The organism is Curvibacter sp. APW13, assembly GCF_032337135.1.
Classification (GTDB): domain Bacteria; phylum Pseudomonadota; class Gammaproteobacteria; order Burkholderiales; family Burkholderiaceae_C; genus Allorhodoferax.
Genome location: NZ_JAVXZZ010000002.1, coordinates 423,100 through 448,163 on the forward strand (window position 1 = coordinate 423,100; position 25,064 = coordinate 448,163).

General features: G+C 59.5%; 22 protein-coding genes. 13 read left to right on the forward strand and 9 right to left on the reverse strand.

The genetic code is table 11. From position 1 onward, the window contains the following. Positions 1-86 precede the first annotated feature (86 nt). The 6 genes from RQP54_RS10285 to RQP54_RS10310 form a co-directional block, all read right to left on the reverse strand. The gene (locus tag RQP54_RS10285; protein ID WP_315678174.1) at positions 87-1,703 is read right to left on the reverse strand and encodes an ABC transporter substrate-binding protein; all 1,617 of its coding nucleotides are present in this window, start codon (positions 1,701-1,703) and stop codon (positions 87-89) included. 109 nt (positions 1,704-1,812) lie between these two features. Next, positions 1,813-2,850, reverse strand: coding sequence for a peptide ABC transporter ATP-binding protein (locus RQP54_RS10290; RefSeq protein WP_315678175.1), 1,038 nt, complete (start codon positions 2,848-2,850; stop codon positions 1,813-1,815). Continuing rightward, on the reverse strand, positions 2,847-3,845 hold the full coding sequence (locus RQP54_RS10295) for an ABC transporter ATP-binding protein (RefSeq protein WP_315678176.1): 999 nt from the start codon (positions 3,843-3,845) through the stop codon (positions 2,847-2,849). Before RQP54_RS10295 ends, RQP54_RS10290 begins: the two co-directional genes overlap by 4 nt. Positions 3,846-3,855: 10 nt before the next feature. Next, entirely contained in the window at positions 3,856-4,755 is a 900-nt protein-coding gene (locus tag RQP54_RS10300) for an ABC transporter permease subunit (protein WP_315678178.1), read from the reverse strand. Next, positions 4,752-5,762 (reverse strand): ABC transporter permease subunit, encoded by a 1,011-nt coding sequence (locus RQP54_RS10305; protein WP_315678180.1) that lies wholly within the window; start codon positions 5,760-5,762, stop codon positions 4,752-4,754. Before RQP54_RS10305 ends, RQP54_RS10300 begins: the two co-directional genes overlap by 4 nt. 172 nt (positions 5,763-5,934) lie before the next feature. Next, entirely contained in the window at positions 5,935-6,375 is a 441-nt protein-coding gene (locus RQP54_RS10310; RefSeq protein ID WP_315678181.1) for an SWIB/MDM2 domain-containing protein, read from the reverse strand. Between the two features lie 177 nt (positions 6,376-6,552). Here RQP54_RS10310 and rraA point away from each other — a divergent pair, with 177 nt between their 5' ends. Beyond that, positions 6,553-7,071, forward strand: coding sequence for a ribonuclease E activity regulator RraA (gene rraA / locus RQP54_RS10315; RefSeq protein ID WP_315678182.1), 519 nt, complete (start codon positions 6,553-6,555; stop codon positions 7,069-7,071). On the opposite strand, the gene RQP54_RS10320 is transcribed toward rraA, so the two are convergent. Continuing rightward, positions 7,058-8,011 carry a DMT family transporter gene (locus RQP54_RS10320; protein ID WP_315678183.1) on the reverse strand — a complete coding sequence of 318 codons (954 nt, stop codon included), beginning with the start codon at positions 8,009-8,011 and terminating at the stop codon, positions 7,058-7,060. The two genes, rraA and RQP54_RS10320, sit on opposite strands and share 14 nt — an antisense overlap. Before the next feature lie 204 nt (positions 8,012-8,215). On the opposite strand from RQP54_RS10320, the gene RQP54_RS10325 reads away from it, so the two are divergent. Then, positions 8,216-9,517, forward strand: coding sequence for an FAD-binding oxidoreductase (locus RQP54_RS10325; protein WP_315678184.1), 1,302 nt, complete (start codon positions 8,216-8,218; stop codon positions 9,515-9,517). 9 nt (positions 9,518-9,526) lie between these two features. Here RQP54_RS10325 and RQP54_RS10330 read toward each other — a convergent pair whose 3' ends face one another. Further along, positions 9,527-11,005: a PLP-dependent aminotransferase family protein gene (locus RQP54_RS10330; RefSeq protein ID WP_315678185.1), complete on the reverse strand. Its 1,479-nt coding sequence runs from the start codon at positions 11,003-11,005 to the stop codon at positions 9,527-9,529. A 146-nt stretch (positions 11,006-11,151) separates the two neighbouring features. Between RQP54_RS10330 and RQP54_RS10335 the strand changes: the two genes are divergently transcribed. The 11 genes from RQP54_RS10335 to gabT all read left to right on the forward strand — a co-directional run bounded on the left by RQP54_RS10335 (position 11,152) and on the right by gabT (position 24,527). Then, the gene (locus RQP54_RS10335) at positions 11,152-11,949 is read left to right on the forward strand and encodes a gamma-glutamyl-gamma-aminobutyrate hydrolase family protein (RefSeq protein ID WP_409997568.1); all 798 of its coding nucleotides are present in this window, start codon (positions 11,152-11,154) and stop codon (positions 11,947-11,949) included. A gap of 9 nt (positions 11,950-11,958) precedes the next feature. Next, positions 11,959-13,326, forward strand: coding sequence for a glutamine synthetase family protein (locus RQP54_RS10340; RefSeq protein WP_315678187.1), 1,368 nt, complete (start codon positions 11,959-11,961; stop codon positions 13,324-13,326). A 29-nt stretch (positions 13,327-13,355) separates the two neighbouring features. Further along, the gene (locus RQP54_RS10345; protein WP_315678188.1) at positions 13,356-14,750 is read left to right on the forward strand and encodes an aspartate aminotransferase family protein; all 1,395 of its coding nucleotides are present in this window, start codon (positions 13,356-13,358) and stop codon (positions 14,748-14,750) included. A 115-nt stretch (positions 14,751-14,865) separates the two neighbouring features. Beyond that, positions 14,866-15,996: a polyamine ABC transporter substrate-binding protein gene (locus tag RQP54_RS10350; protein ID WP_409997569.1), complete on the forward strand. Its 1,131-nt coding sequence runs from the start codon at positions 14,866-14,868 to the stop codon at positions 15,994-15,996. Between the two features lie 47 nt (positions 15,997-16,043). Beyond that, a complete protein-coding gene (locus RQP54_RS10355) occupies positions 16,044-17,198 on the forward strand; it encodes an ABC transporter ATP-binding protein (RefSeq protein WP_409997551.1) in 1,155 nt (384 codons plus the stop codon). Between the two features lie 5 nt (positions 17,199-17,203). Further along, positions 17,204-18,130, forward strand: a complete 927-nt coding sequence (locus RQP54_RS10360; protein ID WP_315678189.1) for an ABC transporter permease subunit — start codon at positions 17,204-17,206, stop codon at positions 18,128-18,130. Beyond that, positions 18,127-18,966: an ABC transporter permease gene (locus RQP54_RS10365; RefSeq protein ID WP_315678190.1), complete on the forward strand. Its 840-nt coding sequence runs from the start codon at positions 18,127-18,129 to the stop codon at positions 18,964-18,966. The genes RQP54_RS10360 and RQP54_RS10365 overlap by 4 nt, the downstream gene beginning before the upstream one ends. Before the next feature lie 35 nt (positions 18,967-19,001). Next, on the forward strand, positions 19,002-20,390 hold the full coding sequence (locus tag RQP54_RS10370; protein ID WP_315678191.1) for a DUF3138 family protein: 1,389 nt from the start codon (positions 19,002-19,004) through the stop codon (positions 20,388-20,390). Positions 20,391-20,514: 124 nt separating this feature from the next. Next, on the forward strand, positions 20,515-22,002 hold the full coding sequence (locus RQP54_RS10375) for an aldehyde dehydrogenase (RefSeq protein ID WP_315678192.1): 1,488 nt from the start codon (positions 20,515-20,517) through the stop codon (positions 22,000-22,002). A 50-nt stretch (positions 22,003-22,052) separates the two neighbouring features. Next, the gene (locus RQP54_RS10380) at positions 22,053-23,195 is read left to right on the forward strand and encodes an ABC transporter substrate-binding protein (protein ID WP_315678193.1); all 1,143 of its coding nucleotides are present in this window, start codon (positions 22,053-22,055) and stop codon (positions 23,193-23,195) included. 36 nt (positions 23,196-23,231) lie between these two features. Then, on the forward strand, positions 23,232-24,527 hold the full coding sequence (gabT, locus tag RQP54_RS10385; RefSeq protein WP_315678195.1) for a 4-aminobutyrate--2-oxoglutarate transaminase: 1,296 nt from the start codon (positions 23,232-23,234) through the stop codon (positions 24,525-24,527). A gap of 59 nt (positions 24,528-24,586) precedes the next feature. Here gabT and RQP54_RS10390 read toward each other — a convergent pair whose 3' ends face one another. After that, positions 24,587-25,060 (reverse strand): low molecular weight protein-tyrosine-phosphatase, encoded by a 474-nt coding sequence (locus tag RQP54_RS10390; RefSeq protein ID WP_315678197.1) that lies wholly within the window; start codon positions 25,058-25,060, stop codon positions 24,587-24,589. Positions 25,061-25,064 lie beyond the last annotated feature (4 nt).

The window sequence follows — 25,064 nt, forward strand, 5'->3', positions numbered from 1 at the left end:
GAGCCTGTCGGCGCAGATTGAACACTCCTTAGCAAGGGCAAAAAAAAGCCGGTACAACGTACCGGCTTTTTTCAACTCGTCAGTTGTCAGTTCTTGATGTCAACACCGTAGAACGTATGGCGGCCGAAGGGGCTCAGCTTGAAGTCGATGACTTCCTTGCGCACGGGCTTCAACTGCACGGCGTGGGCGATGGTGAACCAGGGGGCTTGTTCCTTGAAGATCACCTGTGCCTTCTCGTACAGCTTGGTGCGTTCCTTCACGTCGCTGGTGACCTTGGCCTTCTGCACCAGGTCTTCAAACGGCTGGTAGCAGAACTTCGCCACGTTGGAGCCGTTTTGCTTGGCAGACGCGCAGCCCAACAGCGTGTTGAGGAAGTTGTCTGGGTCTCCATTGTCACCGGTCCAGCCCAGCATGCCCATCTGGTGTTCGCCCGCCTGCATGCGCTTGCGGTACTCGCCCCATTCAAAGCTCTTGATTTCAGCCTTGATGCCCACCTTGGCCAGGTCGGCTTGCATCAGCTCGGCAATGCGCTTGGCGTTGGGGTTGTAAGGACGCTGCACGGGCATGGCCCACAGGTCGGTGGTAAAGCCATCCTTGTAGCCGGCAGCAGCCAACAGCTTCTTGGCTTCTGCGGGGTTGAAGGCGTCGTCCTTCAGGGTCTTCAAATAGGACCACTGTGTGGGCGGAATGGGGTTGGTGGCGGGTACGCCGGTGCTCAGGTACACGGCAGACACCAGGGCCTTCTTGTCGATGGCCATGTTCACTGCCTTGCGCACGCGCACGTCGTCGAAAGGCTTCTTGGTGGTGTTGTAGGCGAGATAGCCGATGTTCAAGCCCGGTTGTTCCATGACCGTGACGTTAGCGTCCTTGCGCATGGCATCCAGGTCGGCCGGGTTCGGGTAAGGCATGACGTGGCACTCACCCTTTTGCAGCTTGGCCCAGCGCACCGAAGCGTCGGGGGTGATCGAGAAGATCAGGTCGTCGATCTTGGCCTTGCCAGCATAGTGCTGCGGGAAAGCCTTGTAGCGGATGATTGCGTCTTTCTGGTACTGCACCAGCATGAAGGGGCCGGTTCCGATGGGTTCTTGGTCGATCTTCTCCGGAGTGCCCGCCTTGAGCATGGCGATGGCGTATTCCTTCGATTGGATGCCAGCCCATTGCATGGCCATGTTGGCCAGGAAGGGGGCTTCAGGCTGGTTCAAGGTGAACTTCACGGTGTACTCATCGATCTTGTCCACGGACTTGAGCAGTTTGGGCATGCCCATGTCACCGAAGTAGGCGTGGTTGGCGCTGGTGACCCGGAAGTAGGGGTCGTTTTCCTTCCACTGGCGCTCGATGGTGAAGAGCACGTCGTCGGCATTGAAATCGCGCGATGGGGTGAAGTTCTTGTTCGAGTGCCACTTCACGCCCTTGCGCAGCTTGAAGGTGTACTCGGTGCCGTCCTTGTTGACTGTCCAGCTTTCGGCGAGCCCAGGAACGACCTTGGTGCCGCCCCGTTCGAAGTCGACGATGTTGTCGTAAATCTGTTCGGTCGCGTCGAAGGACGTGCCGGTGGTGTTGATGCTGGGGGCAAAGTTCTCGGGGCTACCTTCCGAGCAGTACACCAGGGTCTTGGCCTGGGCGGCCGACATGGCCATCACAGCGGGTACAGCGACCGCACACAGCAGGGCGATCTTGCGCATACCAAAGGTGGAACGATTCATTCAGAACTCCTAAAAATAGCCTATGGCTAAAAACATGAACCGGGCGTTGTGCACCCGGTCACCGAACCAACATGTTACGCCAGCACGGTCGTTTTTATTAATCAATTGTTTAAGGGTTTACGAGGTTTTTTACTTCGAAACAGGCCACCTGACGTCCCATGAAGTTTTCGAGTGGTGGGCGCTCGGCGTGGCAGCGTGTGGTGGCATGGGGGCAGCGGGTCGAGAACACGCAGCCCTTGGGCGGATTCAGTGGCGAGGGTAACTCGCCCTTGAGCACGATGCGCTCGCGCTGCGCGCCATGGCCTGCCAACCCCGGTGTCGAGGCCAGTAGGGCCTGGGTGTAGGGGTGCAGGGGCCTTTCGAAGATGGCATGCTTTTCTCCTTGCTCGACCGTGTGCCCCAGGTACATCACCAGCACGTCGTGGGCAATGTGGCGCACCACGCCCAAGTCGTGGGAAATGAACAGGTAGGCAAGGCCCATTTCGCGTTGCAGATCGTCGAGCAGGTTCAGTACTTGGGCCTGGATCGAAACGTCGAGCGCGGACACGGGTTCATCGGCCACTACCAGTGCAGGTTCCAGCATGAGCGCGCGCGCAATCGCAATGCGCTGGCGCTGGCCGCCCGAGAACATGTGCGGGTAGCGGTCGTAGTGCTCGGGGCGCAACCCCACCTTGGCCAGCATGCTGCGGGCCTTCTGGGCACGCTGCTCGGTCGTGAGTTCAGTGTTGATTTCCAGCGGAGCTTCCAGGATCTGGCCAATGCGCTTGCGCGGATTGAGCGATCCATAGGGGTTCTGGAATACCAACTGCACTTTTTGGCGCAGCGCATGGAGTGCCTTGGCATCCGCACCGACGACGTCGACACCGGCAATGGTCAGTTGGCCTGCCGTGGGTTTTTCGATCAGCGACACCATGCGTGCCAGGGTCGACTTGCCGCAACCGGATTCACCGACCACAGCCAGGGTGCGTCCAGCGCGGACGGTGAACGTCACACCACCGACCGCTTGCAGTTGGTCAGGCTTGCTGAAGGGCCCACGAGAGATCGCATACACCTGCTTCAGCTGGCTGGCGCTGGCCACGACGGGGGGCAGTGAGGTGTCGCTGGAGGCCGCAGGGCTTGTGGCGTTCGAGGAGCTGGAAGTGTTCATGGATTCATCTCCGTGGTCACAGGGGAGGCCATGGGAGTACCCAAGGGGAAATGGCAGCGCACGGAACCGGCGCCGCGTGCCAGCAGTTGAGGGCGTGTGTTGCAACGGCCTTCCTGGGCGTGACTACAACGGGGGCCAAACAGGCAGCCCACTGGGCGGTCGTACAGCCCCGGGACCATGCCGGGAATGGTGGCCAGTCGGCCACTGCCATCGCTGCGCTCGGGCATCGCGGCCATCAGTGCCTCAGTGTACGGATGCTGGGGCTGGGTGAACAGGGTCTGCGAGCTGCTTTGCTCCATCAGCTGGCCGGCGTACATCACGGCCACCCGTTGGGCCATTTCGCTGACCACGCCCATATTGTGGGTGATCAGAACCAAGGCCATGCCGCGCTCCTTTTGCAGGCTGCGCAGCAGATCCAGAATCTGGGCCTGGATGGTCACGTCCAGGGCCGTGGTCGGCTCGTCGGCGATCAGCAGCTTGGGGTTGCAGGCGATGGCCATGGCGATCATCACGCGCTGGCTCATGCCGCCCGAAAGCTGGTGCGGATAGACCGACAGGCGGCTCTCCGGCGCGGGAATGCCCACTTGCTCCAGCAGTTCGATCGAACGTTTGCGTGCAGTGGCCTTGTCCATGCCCAAATGCAGGCGCAGGGTCTCGGCCAGCTGAAAGCCCACGGTGAAGCAGGGGTTCAGGCTGGTGGTGGGATCCTGGAAGATCATCGACAGGTCTTTGCCGACGAGTTGGCGGCGCGACTTGTCGTCCATCTTGAGCAGGTCGTGACCGTCAAAGCGCAGGCGGTCGGCTTTGACACGTCCGGGATAAGCGACCAGGCCCATCAGGGCCATCATGGTGACGCTCTTGCCAGAGCCGGATTCACCCACAATGCCCAGGACTTCGCCGGCTTCCACGGTGAGGCTGACGCCATCGACCGCGTGCATGACGGCGTTGTGCGATGGAAACTCCACCGACAGGTTCTCAATTTCAAGTAATGCCATGGTGCTTGCCTCAACGTTTCAGTTTGGGGTCGAGCGCGTCGCGCAAACCGTCGCCCAGAAGATTGAAGGCCAACACGGTGATCAGGATGGCCAGGCCGGGGAATGTCACCACCCACCAGGCTCGCAAGACAAATTCGCGTGCATCGGCCAGCATCGTGCCCCATTCGGGAGCCGGTGGTTGTGCGCCCAGGCCCAGGAAGCCCAAGGCAGCAGCATCCAAAATGGCGGTCGAAATGCCGAGTGAGGCCTGGACGATCAGGGGTGCCGTGCAGTTGGGCAGTATTTCGCTGAACATCAGGCGGATGTGGCCGGCGCCACCCATGCGGGCAGCAGTGACGTAGTCGCGCGATGCTTCGGAAATGACGGCTGCCCGCGTTATGCGCACGTAATGCGGCAGTACCACGATGGCCACGGCCAGCATGGCGTTCATCAGGCCCGGGCCGAGAATGGCTACGATCACGATGGCAAGCAACAAGCTCGGCAGTGTCAAGATGATGTCCATGGCGCGCATGACAGCAACTTCGAACACGCCGCGGAAATAGCCGGCAAGCAGACCCAGCACCGTGCCCGCAACAACCGACAGGGTGACCACGGCCACGCCGATGACCAATGATAGCCTTGCGCCATGGATCAGTCGCGAGAGGATGTCGCGTCCGATGGCATCGGTACCCAGGAGGTGCGCACTCGAGCCGCCCGCCTGCCACGCTGGGGGGACAAGAAATACGGAGTTGTCGGTCACATTGGGCTCATAGGGCGCAATCCACGGCGCCAGGGCTGCCATCAGCATGACGCCGATCACAATGCACAGGCCAATGACGGCCCCCTGGTTGGCGCTGAAATAGCGCCAGAAATCACGCAAAGGCGAGGGAGGGGCAGCGCGATCCGCTGCATTCGGTGTGGTGGTGCTCATTTCTGGTGCCGGATCCGGGGATTGATGATGCCGTAGGCGACGTCCACCAGAAGGTTGACGGTCATGACCACGACGCCCAACAGCAACATGCCGCCTTGCAGCACGGGGTAGTCGCGTCGGCTGATGGCTTCGATAAGCCACTTGCCAACACCAGGCCAGGAGAAGATGGTTTCGGTCAGGATGGCACCGGTGAACAACACGCCGACCTGCAGGCCGATGACAGTGATGACCGGGATCAGGGCATTGCGCAGGGCGTGGACACCCACGATGCGCAAAGTGGACAGGCCTTTGGCACGTGCTGTGCGGATGTAGTCTTCACCCAGCACTTCCAACATGGCCGAGCGGGTCATGCGTGCAATGACGGCCAAGGGGTTGGTCCCAAGAACGATGGTCGGCAGGATCAGGTGTGAAACGGTGGATTTGAAAGCACCTTCTTCGCCGCTGAGAAGCGAGTCGATCAGAAGGAATCCGGTCTTGGGTTCGATGAAGTACTGGACCGCGATCCGCCCCGATACCGGGGTCAAGTCGAGCTGCACGGAGAACAGCAGGATTAACAGCAGACCCCACCAGAAGATGGGCATCGAATAGCCCGTGAGCGAGACCCCCATGACGCCGTGGTCCAGAAATGAGTTGCGCTTCACCGCAGCGAGGATGCCCGCAGGGATGCCGATCAACAGTGCAAACAGGATGGCGCACAGGGCCAGTTCGATGGTGGCCGGAAACAAGGCAGCAAACTCCTGCAGCACCGGAGCCTGGGTGATGATGGATTTGCCCAAATCACCATGCAGCACCTTGCCGATATAGATGCCGTATTGCACCAGTACCGGTTTGTCCAGCCCGTACTCTTTGAGCAGAACCGCGTGCCGTTCGGCGTCGATGCCGCGCTCGCCTGCGAGGGTTTCAATAGGGTCGCCAGGGACAAGGCGAATGAGGAAGAACGCCAGCAACGTCATTCCGATGAATGTAGGAATGACCAAGCTCAGGCGCGTCAAGAGAAATCGCAGCATGGTGGTGTGGAGTCTCCGCGAGGGGGTTGAAAAGCGCTTTTGGCGCAGCAAGGGCGGGATTCTATCGGCGCTGGGGCAGGGGCAGCTTGAAGGAAGACAAGGGTTTTCCATGACGCCCAAAGAAAAAGGCCAGCGAAAGCGCTGGCCTTGGCACTCGTGGGTGAGGAGTGTATTACTTCAAATGCTTACCGATCAGGCCAGCCATTTCGAACATCGACACCTGAACCTTGCCGAAGATTTCCTTCAACTTGGCGTCAGCGTTGATCATGCGCTTGTTGACGGCGTCCTGCAGCTTGTTCTTCTTGATGTAGTCCCACAGCTTGCTGACCACCTCGGTGCGGGGCAGAGGCTTGTTGCCAACGATGGCAGCCAGTGCGGCGCTGGGTGTCAGCGCCTTCATGAAAGCTGCGTTCGGGGTGCGCTTCTTGGCGGGAGCAGCCTTCTTAGCAGGTGCAGCGGCCTTCTTGGCGGGAGCAGCCTTCTTAGCAGGTGCAGCGGCCTTCTTGGCGGGAGCAGCCTTCTTAGCAGGTGCAGCGGCCTTCTTGGCGGGAGCAGCTTTCTTTGCGGGAGCGGCGGCCTTCTTTGCGGGAGCAGCCTTTTTTGCAGTTGCCATAGTCGAATGTCCTTAAGAATCGTTGGTTGATCACCAGTGAAAGCAGGCGCTCTCCACTGATACGGCACATGCTAATGGCAAATATGCTGCTTTCCAAGCGAATGCAAGGAAAAATCATCGCGAAATGTTGTTTTTTCATTGGAGAATCGTCGCCATTTCCACTCTGAAGGTCATGCGATGACGAAACACCTTGCCACTTGCGATTTGTGTGATGCCTACAAGAACGACAGTTCGGGCGACTTTCGCGTTCTGCCTCCGGTGTTTCGCGATTTCGGTCAACAGCGTCGCTTTCAAGGCCCTGTACAGACGGTGAAGTGTTTCGAGGACAACACCCTGGTCAAGGCGGCCGTCGATAGCGTGGGGTATGTGGACACGCCTGAGGGGCGCGTCGGCAAGGTGCTGGTGGTCGACGGCGGCGGTTCGCTGCGCCGTGCCCTGCTCGGTGGCAACCTGGGGGCAGCTGCAGCACGCAATGGCTGGGCTGGCGTGGTAATCGATGGCTGTGTGCGTGATGTGGCCGAATTGGCGCAGCAGCCAGTCGGCATTCGCGCCTTGGCGTCGATGCCCTTGCCCACCGAAAAGCGCGGTGAGGGTCAAAGCGAGGTCGCCGTTCAGGTGCAGGGCGTGTGGGTGCGCCCTGGTGATTGGCTGTACGCCGACGAAGACGGCATGGTGATCTCGGTCAAGCCGCTGTAGCGGGCGACTTGGCGGGCCAGGTGGCAAGCAAGATGCCAGCGATAGAGACGCCGAAGGCAGCCATTTCCATCGGTAGCAGCTTTTCGCCCAGCACCGTGACGCCTACCACCGTGGCAGAGACCGGCAGCAAGACGGAAAAGATACCTGCCTGAGCGGCGGGGACGCTGCGCAGTCCGGTCATCCACAGCCACACGGTCCACACGCTCGCCGCAAGTGCGTAGAACACCAGCAACAGCCAAGCACCGGTGGTGACGCTGGAAAAGTCGAACGACCAGGCTGCCCATAGGCCCAGCGGTGTGACCAGTACCAGGCCCCACAGGTTGATGAGGGCCGAAATGCGACGCGGGCCGAGCGCCCCGGTGAGGCGCTTGCCGATGACGGCATACGATGCCTCGCATACCACTGCAGCGAACACGAGCAGGTTCCCTATCCATGCCTTGTGGGTGAAATCGGCCTGAACCCCAGGAATATCTTGCGTGGACAGCTCATTTTTTGATAGCGACAGCAAGGCCATGCCGACAAACCCAAGTGTGGCCGCGGCGCCGACGCGGGCGTGAATCCGCTCGCCCAGGAACCACCAACTCAGGAGTGCGATGACCGCCGGAATGCTGGCCATGATGACGCCTGCGGATACGGCGCTGGTCATGCTGACGCCATAGAGCATGCAGATCGAAAACAGGAAATTGCCAAGAAACGATTCGAGAAACACGAGGCGCCGCGTGGTCGTGCTCATGGGGGCCTCATTGGCAGGGCGGCGCAGCCAGGGCAACATGGCAACGGCGGCGATGCCAAAGCGCAGCCAAGCCAATAGGAAGACCGGAAAAATGCCGACCAGTGGTTTGGACAAGGCCACGTAGCTCCCGACCATGGCCATGCTGCCCCCAAGACAAAGATACGCCAGCCAGGGGCGGTGGAGTTCAGCATGGTCGGAAGGATGCATTGGGATCATTTGAATGGCCGGAAGCGACGAGCGTACACGAGTACGGTCACGGTGGTGCGCCCTGCGCAAGACGGCATTGGATGTCCCTGCAGCTAGCAATTGGCACCAGCCTTATCCATGACGATACCCTAGGATGAATGGTTTGCAGGGCAGGCTTCCCCCCGGGGTGCCTATTCGCCACGACACTGCTTTGAGGGAACCATCATGTTGTTGAAGTCCGATACACAACTCAATCAGCGCAGCTACTACGAGGCTAGCGTGCAACGCACGGCAGCGCTTGCGCCGCTGGACTCCGATGTGAGGGCTGATGTGGTCGTGATTGGCGCGGGCTTTGCCGGCCTGTCCGCTGCCATCGAATGTGCACAGCGGGGGATGACGGTGGTGGTCCTGGAGGCAGACCGGATTTGCAGCGGTGCGTCCGGGCGCAATGGCGGGCAGGCCATCGTGGGTTATGCCAGCGGGCAGGGGCCGTTTGATGCGCAGCTTGGTCCTGAAGCCTCGCGTCTGGCCTGGGAGATGTCCCTGGAGGCGGTCGATCTCATTGACGAGCGCATTGCGCAGTTCGGCATTGACTGTGACCGCGAGTTTGGATATCTGTATGTGGCCGAGACGGCACGCAAAGCCCGGGCTCTGGAAGCGGATATGCGGGCGATGGAAGACCGCTGGGGTTTGAAGTCACAATTCGTGCGAGGGGCGCAAACGCGTAGTCTGATCGACAGCCCGCTGTACCAGGCCGCGGCCTATGAACGGCGATCGGGTCACCTGCATCCACTGAAATACGGGTTGGGTCTGGCGCGTGCGGCGCAGTCGCTGGGTGTGAAGATCCATGAGTACAGTGCTGTGACAGACCTGCAGCGGGGCGACTCGGTTGTGGCGCGCACTGCCAAGGGGTCGGTGACCGCCAGTTACGGCGTACTGGCTGGAAACTGCACCTTGCCCGAACACGGTCCACGTGTTGCTCCGGAGATTGCGGCGCGCATCATGCCGGTGGGGACCTACATCATCGGAACCCAGCCGCTGGATGCTGCCCTGTGCCAGCGTCTGATTCCGAGCAACGCTGCGGTTTGTGACAACAACTTCGTGCTGGACTATTACCGGTTCAGCGCGGACCGTCGCATGCTGTTTGGCGGGCGGGTAAGCTACTCGGCCAGAACGCCCGCAGATTTGCAGCAAGTCATGGGCAAACGCTTGGCCCAGGTTTTTCCTCAGTTGGCGGGTGTGCCCATCGACTACGTGTGGGGCGGCTTCGTGGACATCAGCATGAATCGCGCACCGGACTTTGGACGCCTCGGCTCCAACCTGTACTACCTCCAGGGCTTCAGCGGGCACGGTGTGGCCATCACAGGCCTGGCTGGTCGTCTGGTTGCACAGGCCATCGGTGGTCAGGCCCAGCGGCTGGACGTGTTTGCCCGACTCAGGCACCGCAAGTTCCCCGGGGGAACATGGTTGCGCACCCCGAGCCTGGTGCTCGGGATGGCCTATCACCAGATCATGGACATGCTGTGAATCAGCACGCTAGGCACTGAACTTTCGCAACTCCTGGCACACCATGTGGGCCAGCTCCGGCCCATAGCGCTGGATGTCCTCCAGCGTCGCATAACCATAGCCGATCACCAGCCCGCGCAGGTCCTTGCGCTGCAGGCAATAGGCCGACAGCGGACGCACCAGAATGCCTTTTTGTCCCAGGGTCTCTGCCAAGGCACGATCGTCCACTTCGGGGGGCAGGCGCAGACACAGGTGCAGGCCTTGCTCGGCGCCACTGATCTGGGTCTTGCCATCGGCGAGGCAGGGGGCCAGCGCTTCCAGCAGGCACTGGCGGCGCTGGGCATAGCTTTGGCGGGCACGGCGCAGCGAACTGGCGAAATGGCCCAGTTCGATGAATTCGGCCAGAGCGGCCTGCAATGGCATCTGTCCCGGACGGTTGAGATCGTAATGGGCTTGCTTGAATGCGCTGACCAGGCGCTTGGGCACCACCAGGTAGCCGAGTTTGAGTCCGGGGTAGAGCACCTTGGAAAACGAGCCCAGGTACAGCACGCGCTCTTCGCGGTCGAGTCCCGCCAGTGATGAAATGGGTGGGCCGCTGAAGCGGAATTCGCTGTCGTAGTCGTCTTCCAGTACCCAGGCGTTATGGGCCGCAGCGAGCGTCAGCAGTTGTTGCCGGCGCGCCAATGACATGACGGCGCCTGTGGGATATTGGTGACTTGGCGTGGTGTAGATGATGCGGGGTGCGGCCTGTTCATCGTCACTGGTGGGGGCGATTCCCTGCTCGTCAACGCGCACCGGGTGCAGCTTCAATCCGGTAGCCATGAAGGCCTTGACGGCGCCCCAATAAGCCGGGTCCTCGATCCATACCGTGTCGCCATGATCAGCCAGCATCTGCGCACACAGCTCCAGCGACTGCTGGGTGCCACTGGTGATGATGACCTGGTCCACATCGAGTGGGACGCTGCGGAAGACGCGCAGGTAGTCCGCGACGGCACGGCGCAAGGGCGCATAGCCACCACTGGAACTGTAGTCCAGCATGTCGGGATAGGTCATGCGCCAATGCTTGTTCTGCAGCCGCTGCCACAGGGCCACCGGGAACGCGGAAAAGTCACAAATGCCCGGTGTGAAGGGCTGCACCTCCAACTGCGTTGCGCAGAAGGAGCTTGACAGCGAAACACCGCGTTCGGACAGGTCGTCGGGGTGTGTGGCGGTGGTGCCGGAGCGGGGGCGATTCGTGGCGCGCGGCAAGGTGTCGCTGACATAGGTTCCACTGCCGACGCGACTCACCAGGTAGCCTTCGACACTGAGTTGGCTCAGGGCGGCCACCACCGTATTGCGTGAAAGTTTCAGGTCGGCGGTCAACTCGCGACTCGACGGCAGACGGTCACCTGCTGCGAGCTTGCCGTCGAGCATGGCACGGCGCAATGCTTCGTACAGTTGCCGGTGGAGTGGCAGCTCGTCCTTGTCATTCAGACGGGCGATCTCGGTCAGTAGTAGTTCAGAGAGCATGGTGTAGAAATGGTTTTGTTTGTTTCCTCGGGTATCCAGCCTGAATGGTGCCACTTTACAGCAGTGGCACCATGATGTAGGGGTAAATGGCTCCCACGACATACCAATTTTGCTCCACAATTGCTGAAAACAAAACGGAGACATGTATGCATAAGCCCCCAAGCTTGGTGTGGCTACCTGCGGACCATCGCTGGCTCGGAGACCGGGCCGAGAAGATGCCTTTCTGGGTCTTGGGCGACAAGTATGCCCAGGCTGTGAATGGCTATTGCGGTGCGCAGTCTGCAGTGTTTCCCTTGGCGCGTGAGGCGGATATCGAGGGCTTGCTGGATCTGGTGGACGGCGTTTTGCTGACTGGTTCGCCATCCAACGTTCACCCCACGCACTTTGGTGCAGAGATGGCCTATGAAGGCATGTGGCTCGATACCGAGCGTGATGCACTCACGCTTCCATTGGTGAAGGCCTGTCTTCGCCGACAGATCCCCTTGTTGGGCATCTGCCGCGGTTTCCAGGAGATGAATGTGGCGCTGGGTGGCACCTTGCTGCAGGAAGTGCATGCGCAGCCCGGCTTGCTGGACCATCGGGAGGAGTCGGGTGCGCCTTATCTGCGGCAATATGGGCTGGCACATGAAGTGCGCCTCGAGCCGGGCTCGCAGATTGCTCGTCTTGCGGGGGGTGAGGTCGTTCATGTCAATTCTTTGCATGGTCAGGGGGTGGACCGGTTGGCTACCGGATTGCGCCCGGTGGCCTATGCGCCTGATGGGCTCATCGAAGCCTTTGAGATGGAAGAGGGTGGGGGCTTTGCCTGTGGTGTGCAGTGGCACCCAGAGTGGCGCCCTGCAGAAAATCATTTTTATGAAGCCCTGCTGAGTGCCTTTGGGGCAGCATGCCGTCAACGATACGAACAACGGGTGTCTAGCAACAGTGCGACCCTTTCAGCGCGGTAGGAGGACGATATGACCGATAGCAAATCCATGAATTTCAATGATCTCGAGCAGTGGCTCAACGAACGTCGCGTGACCGAGGTGGAGTGCCTGGTGCCTGACTTGACTGGGGTGGCGCGTGGCAAGATCCTTCCCCGCGCCAAGTTCACCGAAGACCGCGGCATGCGCTTGCCGCAGGCCATCGTGGCCATGGGGGTGACAGGAGAGTTTCCGGAGAGTGGTCCGTACTACGATGTGATCGAGCCCACTGACCGCGACATGCAGTTGCGTCCGGATCCGTCCTCGGTGCGCATCGTTCCCTGGGCCACCGACCCGACTGCGCAGGTGATCCACGATTGCTTTGACCATGAGGGCAAGCTGGTGCCGTTCGCGCCGCGCAGCGTGCTGCGCCGCGTCTGTGACCTGTATGCTGCCGAGGGGTTGGAGCCCGTGGTGGCGCCTGAGTTGGAGTTTTACCTGACTGCGCGCAATACCGACCCCAACACCTTGCTCAAGGCGCCTATCGGTCGCAGTGGTCGCGCCGAGACCTCGCGCCAAGCCTACAGCATCGATGCAGTGAATGAGTTCGATCCCTTGTTCGAGGAGATCTACGATTACTGCGACAAGATGGAGCTCAATGTCGACACCCTGATCCATGAGGTGGGTGCGGGCCAGATGGAGATCAACTTCTTCCATGCCCATCCACTGGGGCTGGCCGACGAAGTGTTTTTCTTCAAGCGAACGGTACGCGAAGCAGCCTTGCGCCACGACATGTACGCCACTTTCATGGCCAAGCCGATTGCTGGCGAGCCCGGCAGTGCCATGCATGTGCACCAAAGCCTGGTGAGCAGGGAGACCGGCAAGAATGTGTTCAGTAACGAAGATGGCACGCCGTCGGACATGTTCATGCACTACATTGGTGGCCTGCAGCGCTACATTCCGGCCGCCATGGTGCTGGTTGCACCGTATGTGAACAGCTACCGCCGACTGTCACGCAACACGGCGGCTCCGATCAACATCGAATGGGGCTATGACAACCGTACCGTGGGCATTCGTTCGCCCATTTCTTCGCCGGCGGCCCGTCGCGTTGAAAACCGTGTGATCGGAGCCGATGCCAATCCCTATGTCGCCATGGCCATGACCCTGGCCTGTGGCTACCTGGGCATCAAGAACAAGATCAAGCCCAAGCCGGAAATGCGCGGTGACGCCTACCTGTCGGCCTATTCCTTGCCGCGGAGCCTGGGCGAGGCCCTGGATTGGCTGCGCAAGGAAACTGATCTGCACGAGGTGCTGGGCAAGGAGTTCATCACGGTGTATTCGGAGATCAAGGAGTTGGAGTTCGACGAGTTCATGAAGGTGATCTCGCCCTGGGAGCGTGAGCATCTGCTGCTGCACGTGTAATGGTTTCGATCCGAGAAAGAGCAATTCCCATGACAACCGTAGATACCAAGGCCATTCAGGCCATCGACAGCGCACACTACCTGCACCCGTTTACCGATTTCAAGGACTTGGGCACCCGGGGTGCTCGCGTCATGACGCGAGCCGAAGACATCTACGTCTGGGATTCCGAAGGCAAGCGCGTACTGGATGCGATGAGTGGGTTGTGGTGTGTCAATGCTGGCTATGGCCGCAAGGAGTTGGCGCAGGCGGCCTACGACCAGATGATGGCACTGCCGTACTACAACAGCTTCTTCCAGACCACCAACGTGCCAGCAGCCACACTGGCGGCCAAGCTGGCGTCGCTTGCACCCCGAGTCGGGGATCGGCATTTTTCCCACGTCTTCTATTCGTCCAGCGGTAGTGAAAGCAATGACTCCAACGTGCGTATGGTGCGCCGCTACTGGGACTTGATGGGTCAACCTCAGCGCAAGATCATCATCGGGCGGACCAATGGCTATCACGGTTCCACCATGGCAGGCGCGTCACTGGGTGGCATGAGCGGCATGCATGCCCAAGGGGACCTGCCGATTCCGAACATCACCCACATTGGCCAACCGTATTTCTTCGAAGACGGTCGCCCTGGTGAGTCCGAAGAAGAATTCGGTATCCGCGCCGCCGGCTGGCTTGAAGAAAAAATCCTGGAACTGGGTGCGGACAAGGTTGCGGCCTTCATTGCCGAGCCCTTGCAGGGGGCCGGTGGCGTGATCATTCCCCCATCGACCTACTGGGGAGAGATCCAACGCATCGTCGACAAGTACGGCATCCTGTTGATCAGCGATGAAGTGATTTGTGCCTTTGGTCGCTTGGGCCATTGGTTTGCCTACGAGAAGTTTGGCTACAAGCCTGATCTTGTGACCTTCGCCAAGGCTGTGACCAGTGGCTACATCCCGCTGGGTGGAGTGATGGTGGGCAACCGTGTCGCTGACGTCTTGATCGAAAAAGGCGGCGAGTTCAACCACGGCTACACCTACAGTGGCCATCCGGTTGCCTGCGCTGTTGCTTTGGCGAACCTGGAAATCATGGAGCGCGAAAACCTGGTCGGACGGGTTCGCGACGATGTAGGCCCCTATCTGGCGAAGAAGTTCCAGGAGGTTGCCGCGCACCCCCTTGTGGGGCTGGCGGAAACCTGTGGCTTTGTGGGCGGTTTGGTGTTGGTGAAGGACAAAGCGTCCAAGCAAACCTTTGCCCCCTCGCTGTCGGTCGGCATGGTGTGCCGCGGACATTGCTTCGGAAACGGTCTCATCATGCGCGCGGTTGGTGATCGGATGATCATCGCTCCGCCCTTGACCATGACCCATGCGCAAATCGATGAAATGGTGGCATTGATCTTGCATTGCCTTGACCTGACCCGTGAAGACGTTCAGGCCAGGGGGTGGTTGGCATAATTTGATGCGAATGGCCGGGGACGCGGTCAAAGTATCGGGTGATCGGGGCCGCTAGCGGCCCCACAAGGTAGTGGCGATAACGCTGTTTTCATATCAATCTAGGAGATGACAAGTGATGAATCCAACAGGTTCCAAATGGTTAGGTAAGTTGATGCGCGCACTGGCGGTCGCCGGTGTCGCCAGCGTGGCTGCAGTCGGTGCCATGGCGCAAGAGGAAAAGGTCCTCAATATTTACAACTGGTCGGATTACATCGCTGAAGACACGATTGCGAACTTCGAAAAGGAAACGGGCATCAAGGTTCGTTACGACACGTTCGACAACAACGAAATTGTTCACGCCAAACTGGTGGCAGGCAAGACGGGCTACGACCTCGTAGTGCCTTCATCGACCTTTGCCCGCATGCAGATCGATGGCGGCCTGTTCCAGAAGCTCGATAAGTCGGCGCTGCCCAACCTTAAGAATATGGACCCTGATCTGCAGGCCAAGATTGCAGATGGCGTTGATCCCGGCAACCAATACCTGGTGAACTGGCTGTGGGGCTACACGACCATTGGCGTGAATACTGCCAAGGTCAAGGCAGCACTCGGTGGCGAGCCAATTCCTGAAAACGTGTGGGAATTGTTTTTCAATCCGAAGTACGTCAGCAAGCTCAAGAGCTGTGGAGTTTCTGTGCTGGATGCACCGACCGAAGTGCTTCCCGCCACCTTGCATTTCCTCGGACGTGATCCCTACAGCAAGAACCCGAATGACTACAAGGACGCTGCTGAGTTGCTCAAGACCGTACGTCCCTATATCACTTTGTTCAGCTCTTCGGGTTACATCAACGACCTCGCCAGCGGTGCGTTGTGCCTCTCACTTGGATGGAGTGGAGATATTGCCCAGGCTCGCCAGCGCGCCATCGATGCCAAGAATGGCAATGACATTGTCGCGTTCGTTCCGAAAAACGGCGGTTTGTTGTTCTTCGACATGATGGCGATTCCTGCCGACGCCTCCCATCCCAAGAACGCCCACCTGTTCATCAATTACATCCTGCGTCCTGAGGTCCACGCAGCTATCTCGAACAAGGTGAAGTACGCCAATCCCAACAAGGAATCACGCAAGTTCATCAACGAAGCTGTGGCTAAGAACCCCGCAGTGTTCCCGAGCTCGGCGGACATGGCCAAGATGGTTCCCCCCAAGGCTTTGACCAACGATATCCGTCGTCTGGCTACCCGTACCTTCACCGGGTTCAAAACCGGTCTGTGATCGTTGGGGTTAGTACCCGGTTCAAGCAAGCATCAAAGGAAATTTCTGTGGCCTCCGTAAATAATCCAGGAAGTGGTACCAGCGCGCGCGTTGGCGCGCCCTTCCTTCAGATCAAACGCATCGTCAAGCAATTCGGTGATGTATTCGCCGTTGACGAAGTATCTGTCGACATCCAGCAAGGTGAAATCTTTGCGCTGCTGGGGTCGTCGGGATGCGGTAAGTCCACTTTGTTGCGGATGCTTGCCGGGTTCGAAACCCCTACCTCGGGTCAGATTCTTCTGGCCGGTGAGGACATCGTTGGTCAGGCGCCCTATGAGCGCCCGATCAACATGATGTTCCAAAGTTATGCCTTGTTCCCGCACCTGACGGTGTGGGACAACATTGCCTTCGGTCTACGCCGTGACGGCCTGCCCAAGGAAGAAGTCGAGGCTCGGGTATCCCAGATGCTCGAATTGGTACAGCTCAAGCAGTATGCCAAGCGCAAGCCCCACCAACTGTCTGGCGGCCAACAGCAGCGCGTCGCGCTGGCCCGAAGTTTGGCCAAGCGTCCCAAATTGCTGCTACTCGACGAGCCGCTGGGGGCACTGGACGCGAAGTTGCGCCAACGTACGCAACTGGAACTGGTGCATATCATCGAACAGGTCGGTGTGACCTGTGTGATGGTGACGCACGACCAGGAAGAAGCCATGACCATGGCGACCCGCATCGCTGTGATGAGCGAAGGCAAGATCCTGCAGATCGGCAAGCCCGCTGAAATCTACGAAACGCCCAATTGCCGATTCGTTGCAGACTTCATTGGCAGCGTGAACCTGTTCAAGGGCAAGGTCGTGGTTGATGAGCCTGATCACGTGGTCATCGATTCGCCCGAATGCAAGCACTATGTGAGCCATGGCATCACCGGTACGCCAGACATGACCGTCCATGTCGCTGTGCGTCCCGAAAAGATGGATATCGGCAAGGAGCCGCCGTCGGACGTCGAGCGTGAATCTCCCGCAGAAATTGGCCACAACGTTGCGCAGGGCGTGGTCGAAGACATTGCGTATCTCGGTAGTCTGACCACGTACCATGTCAAGCTCGATAGTGGCATGCTGGTCAAGGTAACGCATACCAACGCAGCGCGCCATGACCTCACTCGATTGACTTGGGGTGACCGCGTCTATGTCTGGTGGTGCGGCAGCGATGTGGTGGTTCTGACACGTTAATGCCTATGTCTACCTCGATTCGCAACCCCTTGTCGTTCTACGACAAAATCAGCGGGAACTGGGGACGGGCTGCCGTCATCAGTGTTCCGATGCTGTTCCTGCTGGTCTTCTTCCTGCTTCCATTTCTGGTGGTCTTCAAGATCAGCCTGTCCGAAATGGATGTGGTGTTCTTCAAGGACGTGTTGGCTTTTGCCGACAACGCGCTGACCGTCAAGTTGAATTTCGGAAACTACTTCAGCTTGACTCAGGACACCCTGTATCTGCAGACTTACCTGAGCTCGATCAAGTTCGCAGCGATCACCACGCTCATCTGTCTGAGCATTGCCTACCCCTTTGCCTACTTCATGGCGCGCAGCCCGGCAGACAAGCGTCCGGCCTTGCTGATGCTGGTGATGCTGCCATTCTGGACATCGTTTCTACTTCGTGTGTATGCATGGAAGATGCTGTTGTCCGATGCCGGGGTGTTCAACAATGTGCTGCTGTCGCTGGGCCTGATATCCGAGCCCATCAAGATGATGAACACGCCGTTTTCCCTGGTGCTCGGCATGGTCTACACGTACCTGCCATTCATGATTTTGCCTCTGTATGCAAACCTCGTGAAAATGGACCTGCGACTGCTGGAGGCAGCGCAGGACTTGGGCGCCACTCCCTGGAAAGCATTCTGGATGGTGACCGTTCCCCTGTCCAAGAGCGGCATCATTGCTGGGTCCATGCTGGTCTTCATCCCCTGCATTGGTGAATTCGTGATCCCCGAACTGTTGGGTGGTCCAGAGACACTGATGATTGGTCGTGTGCTGTGGGACGAGTTCTTCTCCAACAACGATTGGCCTATGGCGGCCTCGGTGGCCGTGGTCATGGTTCTGCTGATCATCGTGCCGCTCGCACTTTTCAATAAATACCAGGCTGAGAGCACCCAAGGAGGTCGACCATGAAACTGACCATGGGGCAATGGACATCCAAGATTTGGATGATCGCCGTTTTCATTTTTCTCTATTTGCCGATCGCCACCTTGGTGATCCTGAGCTTCAACGCCAGCCCAATGGTGACCAGCTGGGGCGGTTGGTCGCTGAAGTGGTACCACGCGCTGATGCAGGACACTGAAATCATCAATGGAGCAATACTGTCTTTCCAAATTGCATTCTCGACAGCATGTTCCTCGGTTGTATTGGGAACCTTGGCTGGTCTGGCGCTGCACCGCTTCAAGCGTTTTCCCGGACGAACCCTGTTCGCCGGTATGGTCAACTCACCGCTGGTGATGCCGGAAGTGATCGTGGGTCTGTCCTTGCTGCTCATGTTGGTGTCGGTGCAGCGGCTGTTCGGATTTCCTGATCGTGGCCTGATCACGATGTGGTTGGGTCACACCTTACTCGGTATGGCCTATGCGACCGTAGTCGTGCAGTCCCGTCTTCAGGAGATGAGTCCATCGCTCGAAGAGGCCGCGCAAGACCTGGGCTGTCGCCCGTTGCAGGTGTTTTTCCTAGTCACCTTACCCTTGATTTCGCAGGCAATTGGCTCCGCTTGGTTGCTGACCTTTACGTTATCTTTGGACGATGTGGTGCTTTCCGCCTTCCTGTCGGGGCCGGGATCCACCACCATGCCCATCGTCATCTTCAGCCGAGCCCGTCTGGGCTTGAGCCCGAGTGTGAACACGGTGGCAACCCTGACGGTGGCTGTCGTCAGTATTGGCGTGATTTTGGCGAGTGTTTGGATTGCCCGTGCTGAGAGGCGCAGGGCTGCAGAAATGGCGGCTGCCTACCGGGCTGCATAGGTTCTTTGGTTTTATAACTTCAAAAGGAGATGATGATGGAATTCAAGTCGAAGCTGTTGGTTGTTGCACTCGCAGCAGCCATGCCTTGGGTCAGCGCGCAAGCGCAGTCTCAGGCCGATCTGCAAAAGGAAATTGCCGCGCTGCGTGCGCAGCTGCAGGCGCTGCAACAGAAGGTAGAGTCGCTCAATGCCAAGACGGAAGCACCAGCAGCATCCGCTGCTGTTGCCCAGCAGGTGAATCGCTTGGAACAGCGTCTGGACCTGGCCGATGATGAGGCGGAGAAGACTGGCTTCAAGGGCATGAAAATCAACGGCACGATTGAAGCCGGCGCCGGCTACGACTCTCAAATCGGTAGCAATAACTTCGGTGCGTCGTCGGGCTCCACCTTGGACGACAAAACCTACAGCGGCTATGGCATGGTTCAGATCACCAAAGAAACGCAAGGTGAGGGGGTGGATTGGACGCTGCGAATTCTCCCTGGCGCAAATCAGGAGAACCTTGTTCACGAGGCATCTATTTCCATCCCAGTTGCCGATGGTCACCGGGTCGTTGGTGGTGTGATTCCTGACTATCAGGGCTATGAGTACGTATTTCCGAATGCCAATCCGACGCTGGGTAATCAGTTGATCAGCCATAACGCGCTGTATGACCTCGCAGGTGCAACACAGTATCAAGGCCTTGGCATGGCGCACACTTTGGATGGTGGCAAGTATGCCGTGAAGTGGATGATCGGTAATGTTGACCCGTCCATTGATACGGACAACGACACCAGCAGCCCCAATACCTACTCCAATGGCACTAAGGACCGTAGTGTGGCGCTGGCATATCGCGGTGACTGGTTCATCAACGAATTTGCATACATTGGCCTATCCGGATTGCATGGATCCGTAAATCGCAACTTCCGCATCATGGCGTTGGACGGCGGGTATACACACGGTGACTGGCAGTTCAATGGACAAATTACTGCTGGTTGGATGCGTGGTGCAGCGTCCAACACTGACGCCTCTGGCGCTCAACTCGATGCGGAGTGGACGGGACTGTCTGCTTTGGTTGGTTACAAAGCTACCCCACGCCTGCAGTTGATCGCACGTGCTGACTATCTCGCTAACAGCAAGAACGGCGGTGGTACTTATGTGATCACGACACCGACTCAAAACACTCTGACGAGGACTGGTGATGACGCGGCCACTGGCCTCGGTCCTGTACGTGCTTCAGACGGAACGATCGAGAACGCGGGTGAAGTTGACAATGGTGCAAACCTTACGCGTTTGACCTTGGGTACGAACTACCAGATCAATTCCAATGCGCAGTGGAAGGTGGAGTACCGCATCGACCAATCTAGTGGTCACAACTTCGTTGACACAAACGGCGTCGCTACACGCCAGCGTTCACGCATTGGCACTGCTCTCGTGCTGTCGTTCTAAATCAGCGCTGCAATGCAATCAAAGGGGCGACCGGCGAGTCGCCCCTTTTCAATTGGGCTCATGTGTGAGGCCAGTTTTCAATGGGAAATTGGTGCCACTTGGTATCTCTGCAGATGGAACAACTATGTCTGAAGCGCTAGAAGGCAGCTCCCTCAAGTTCGATGGCCGTGCCGTGGTGGATGGTCGGCGCGTGCATGCTTTGGACGGCCAATGCTTCGATTGTGTTTCGCCAGTCGATGGACGCGTCTTGACCCAGGTTGCGCGGTGCTCCCAGGCCGATGTGGATGCTGCGGTAGCCGCGGGAAGACGAGCTTTTGACGACCGGCGCTGGAGCGGCTTGGCACCCGCCAGGCGCAAGCGCTTCATGCAGCGCTTTGCCGACTTGGTGCTAGAGCACGCCGACGAGTTGGCATTGCTGGAAACCCTGGACATGGGCAAGCCGGTGAAATATGCGCGCTCTGTCGATGTGGCCAGCGCCGCCAACTGTATCCGCTGGTATGGTGAAGCGATCGACAAGGTCTACGACGAAGTTGCGCCCACGCCCAGCACCGCCTTGGCCTTGATCACGCGCGAGCCGGTTGGCATCGTTGGCGTCATCGTGCCGTGGAACTACCCCATGATCATGGCGGCCTGGAAAATCGCACCAGCCCTTGCTGCCGGCAACTCGGTGGTTTTGAAGCCGAGTGAGAAGTCACCGCTGACAGCTCTGCGTCTGGCAGATCTGGCCCTGGAGGCAGGTATTCCCGCTGGCGTATTGAACGTCGTCACTGGTTTTGGCCCCGAAGCGGGCTCGCCGCTGGCCCTGCACATGGACGTGGACTGCATCGCTTTCACCGGGTCCACCAAAGTGGGCAAGCAGATCCATGTGATGGCAGGGCAGAGCAACCTCAAGCGTGCCTGGACCGAACTGGGTGGCAAGTCACCCAACATCGTTTTTGCCGATTGTCCTGACCTCGATCGTGCGGTTGAGGCGTCCATCGGCAGCATCTTCTTCAACCAGGGCGAAAGCTGCAACGCACCTTCGCGCCTGTTTGTGGAAGCCAGCATCAAGGACCGATTCCTGGAGAAGGCGATGGAACTGGTGCCCCAGTATGCGCCCGCTGATCCGACACGGCCGGATACCGAAATGGGCGCGCTGGTGGACCGGATCCAGATGGATACGGTCCTGCGCTACATCGAGAGTGGCAAGTCCGAAGGAGCGAAGCTGGTGGCCGGTGGTGAACAGGCCTTGGTGGAATCGGGCGGTTGCTACGTGCAACCTACGATCTTCGATGGCGTCAAGCCATCCATGACCATTGCGCGGGAAGAGATTTTCGGCCCCGTACTGGCTGTCATGTCCTTTACCGATGTGGCTGAAGTCGTGAAGGAGGCCAATGCAAGCATCTATGGCCTGCAAGCCGGCGTCTGGACCCGTGACCTGAACAAGGCGCATGGTGTGGCCCGCGCCTTGCGCGCGGGTACCGTGCATGTCAATCAGTACGACGAGGACGACATCACCGTGCCCTTTGGCGGTTTCAAACAAAGCGGCGTGGGTCGCGACAAGTCCTTGCATGCGTTTGACAAGTACACCGAATGCAAGACGACCTGGATTCGTATCGATTCACCCGTTTGACGACGAAAGCCATACCCATGCGCACTGGAGCGACAATTGCCAAAGGACTCGTGAGCACCTGCATGGCCCTGATGGGCCTGCTTGCGTTTTCGTTGGCCAGCGCTGAGCCGGGTGTGACCCCCTCCATCGTTCGTTTTGGCGTGCTCATGCCATTGAGCAGTGCCTTCGCTGAAGTCGGTGTTTCCTACTATCGCGGTGCCCGCGCCGCCTTTGAAGACGCCAATCGTGCGGGTGGAATTGCGGGGCGCAAGGTGCATCTTGTTGCGCTGGACACCCTTCCGGTGCCGCAGGAGACCGTTGCTCAGGCCAAGGACGCGTTGACCACCACGATTGCGGACGAGCAGGTCGTCGGCTTGATCGGCGCCGTGGGCCTGCCCAGTGTCGCGGCCTTGGTGCCCGTACTGGAGAGCCATGGTGTCCCGCTCATCGGCGCGGCGACAGGCTTGGTGTCGCAGGTACGAGATCCTGCGGGTTGGGTGTTCCCGGTGCGTCGTGGGGACGAAGAAGTCATGGAAGGCATGGTGCGCCTGCTGTCCAACATGTCCGTTACCCAGTTGGCAGTCGTGCTGCCGCGCAGCCCGGATGCTGCGCGCCAGGTGCAACTGCTGCGCGAGTCGGTCAAGTCCGGTAAGGTCAGTCTGGTGGCGCAGGTCGAGGTGGGCGACACCAGCATCGAACTGGCCCCGCAGGTGGCTGCCCTCATGGCCAGCAAGCCCGAAGCGGTGTTGAGTCTGGGCTCGTACCAGATGACCGAGGCCCTGGTGCGCCAAATGCGCTCGGCGGGCTACAAGGGCTTGTTTGTTGCGCACAGCGATGTCGGTACCCGCAAGCTGATCGCTGCGCTGAAAGACGGCGCGCGTGGCATGGGTGTGGTCAGTGGCCTGCCTTCTCCCAATGCAACGCACCTGGTCGTCGGGCGTGAATACCGAACCGCCATGGAGCGGCTGGCGGAGGGTGAGCGCGTCGTCGTGGATGAGGCTTCATTCGAAGGCTATCTGGCGGCGCGCGTTGCGCTGGAAGGCTTGAAGCAACTCGGTACTGGCCCCACACGCAGGGGCCTGCGCTATGTGCTGGCCAATCAGCCCATCGAGGTGTCTGGTCTGCGGTTCGACTACCGCAAGGCTGGCGAGCGGGGGTTGCAATCCCCCGGAAGTTTGTATGTCGTGACTGGCGACGGACGGATCAGTCAATAGTTTTCCATTCATTGTTGAGCAAATCAGGAGAAAAGCATGAACGCAGTAATGAACCCCGCAAGCGCAAAGGCCGGTACCAACGCCGAATGGCACGCACGCCGTCTGGCCGCAACGCCCCGTGGTGTGGCCGTGATGGGCGACTTCTTCATCGACCACGCCAAGAACTCTGAGTTCTGGGACATCGAAGGCCGTCGCTTCATCGACTTCGCTGGCGGTATCGCGGTACTGAACACCGGCCATGTGCACCCCCGTATCCAGGCCGCCATCGCGGCCCAGTTGCAGCGCTTTACCCACAGCTGCTACCAGGTGGTGCCTTACGCCGAGTACGTGGCTCTGGCCGAGCGCATCAACGCGCTGGTGCCCATCGCCGGCCCGGCCAAGACCGCCTTCTTCTCGACCGGTGCTGAAGCGGTGGAAAACGCCATCAAGATCGCCCGTGCCCACACCAAGCGTGGTGGTGTCATTGCCTTCGGCGGCGGCTTCCATGGCCGCAGCCTCTTTGCCGTGGGTCTGACCGGTAAGGTGCAACCGTACAAGGCCGGTTTCGGCCCGTTTGCACCCGAGGTGTACCACGCTCCCTTCCCCCAGTGCGAGGAGTCCTTGGCTGACGCCAAGAAGGGCATTGAACAGCTCTTCAAGTGCGACATCGAACCCAGCCGTGTGGCCGCGATCATTTTCGAGCCGGTGCAAGGCGAAGGTGGTTTCAACCCGATCCATGCCGAAGCCGCCAAGTGGCTGCGCGCCCTGTGTGACGAGCACGGCATCATGCTGATTGCCGATGAAGTGCAGACTGGCTTTGCCCGTACCGGCAAGATGTTCGCCATGGAGCACTACGGCGTGTCGCCCGACCTCATGACCATGGCCAAGAGCATGGCCGGCGGTACCACCCTGTCTGCCGTGGTCGGCCGTGCCGAAGTCATGGACGCTCCCAACCCCGGTGGTCTGGGCGGTACCTATGCTGGCAACCCCCTGGCGGTGGCAGCTGCCCACGCCGTGCTGGACATCATGGCGGAAGAAAAGCTCTGTGACCGTGCCAATGTGCTGGGTCAGCGACTGAAGGCCCGTCTGGAGAAGGCCAAGGCATCGAACAAGACCATGGGCGATATCCGCGCCCTGGGTGCCATGGTGGCCTGCGATTTCGTGAATGCCACGACCGGCGCGCCCGATGCGGACCTGACCAAGCGCGTGCAGCAAGCTGCGCTGAAAAAGGGCCTGCTGCTGCTGACTTGCGGCGTGTACGGCAATACCGTGCGCTTCCTGTTCCCGCTGACCATCGAGGACAGCGTGTTCGAAGAAGCCATGGGCATTCTGGACGAGGTGCTGGCGGCCTGATCAGGCGCTCGCGATACGCGACGCATCGCAACATGCAAGGGGCCCCGCGGGCCCCTTTTTCATGGGCGTTCGGTTTGCAACTGGCGCAGCAGGTTCTCGCAGGCGTCTTCCACCAGGTTGAGTACATGCTCGAATCCGGCAGCGCCCCCGTAGTAGGGGTCGGGCACCACCGCATCGGTGTGGCGCGTGCAGTAGCGGGTAAGCAGCCCCAGCTTGTGTCGGTGCTCGGGGCCGCAGTGGGCTTCCAGCCGGTCGAGGTTCTCCCGGTCCATGGCCAGGATCAGGTCGAAGTGCGCAAAGTCTTCCAGACGCACCTGGCGTGCGCGCTGGGTACTCAGGTCGTAGCCGCGCCGGTGCGCATGGGCTTGCGAGCGTTCGTCTGGCGGTTCACCCGGGTGGTAGTTGTGGGTACCTGCTGAATCCACTTCGATGTGGTGCGCCAGACCGGCGCGCTCCACCAGGTGCTGCATCACACCGTGTGCCGTTGGGCTACGGCAAATGTTGCCCATGCACACAAAGAGAATGGATGGCACGGCG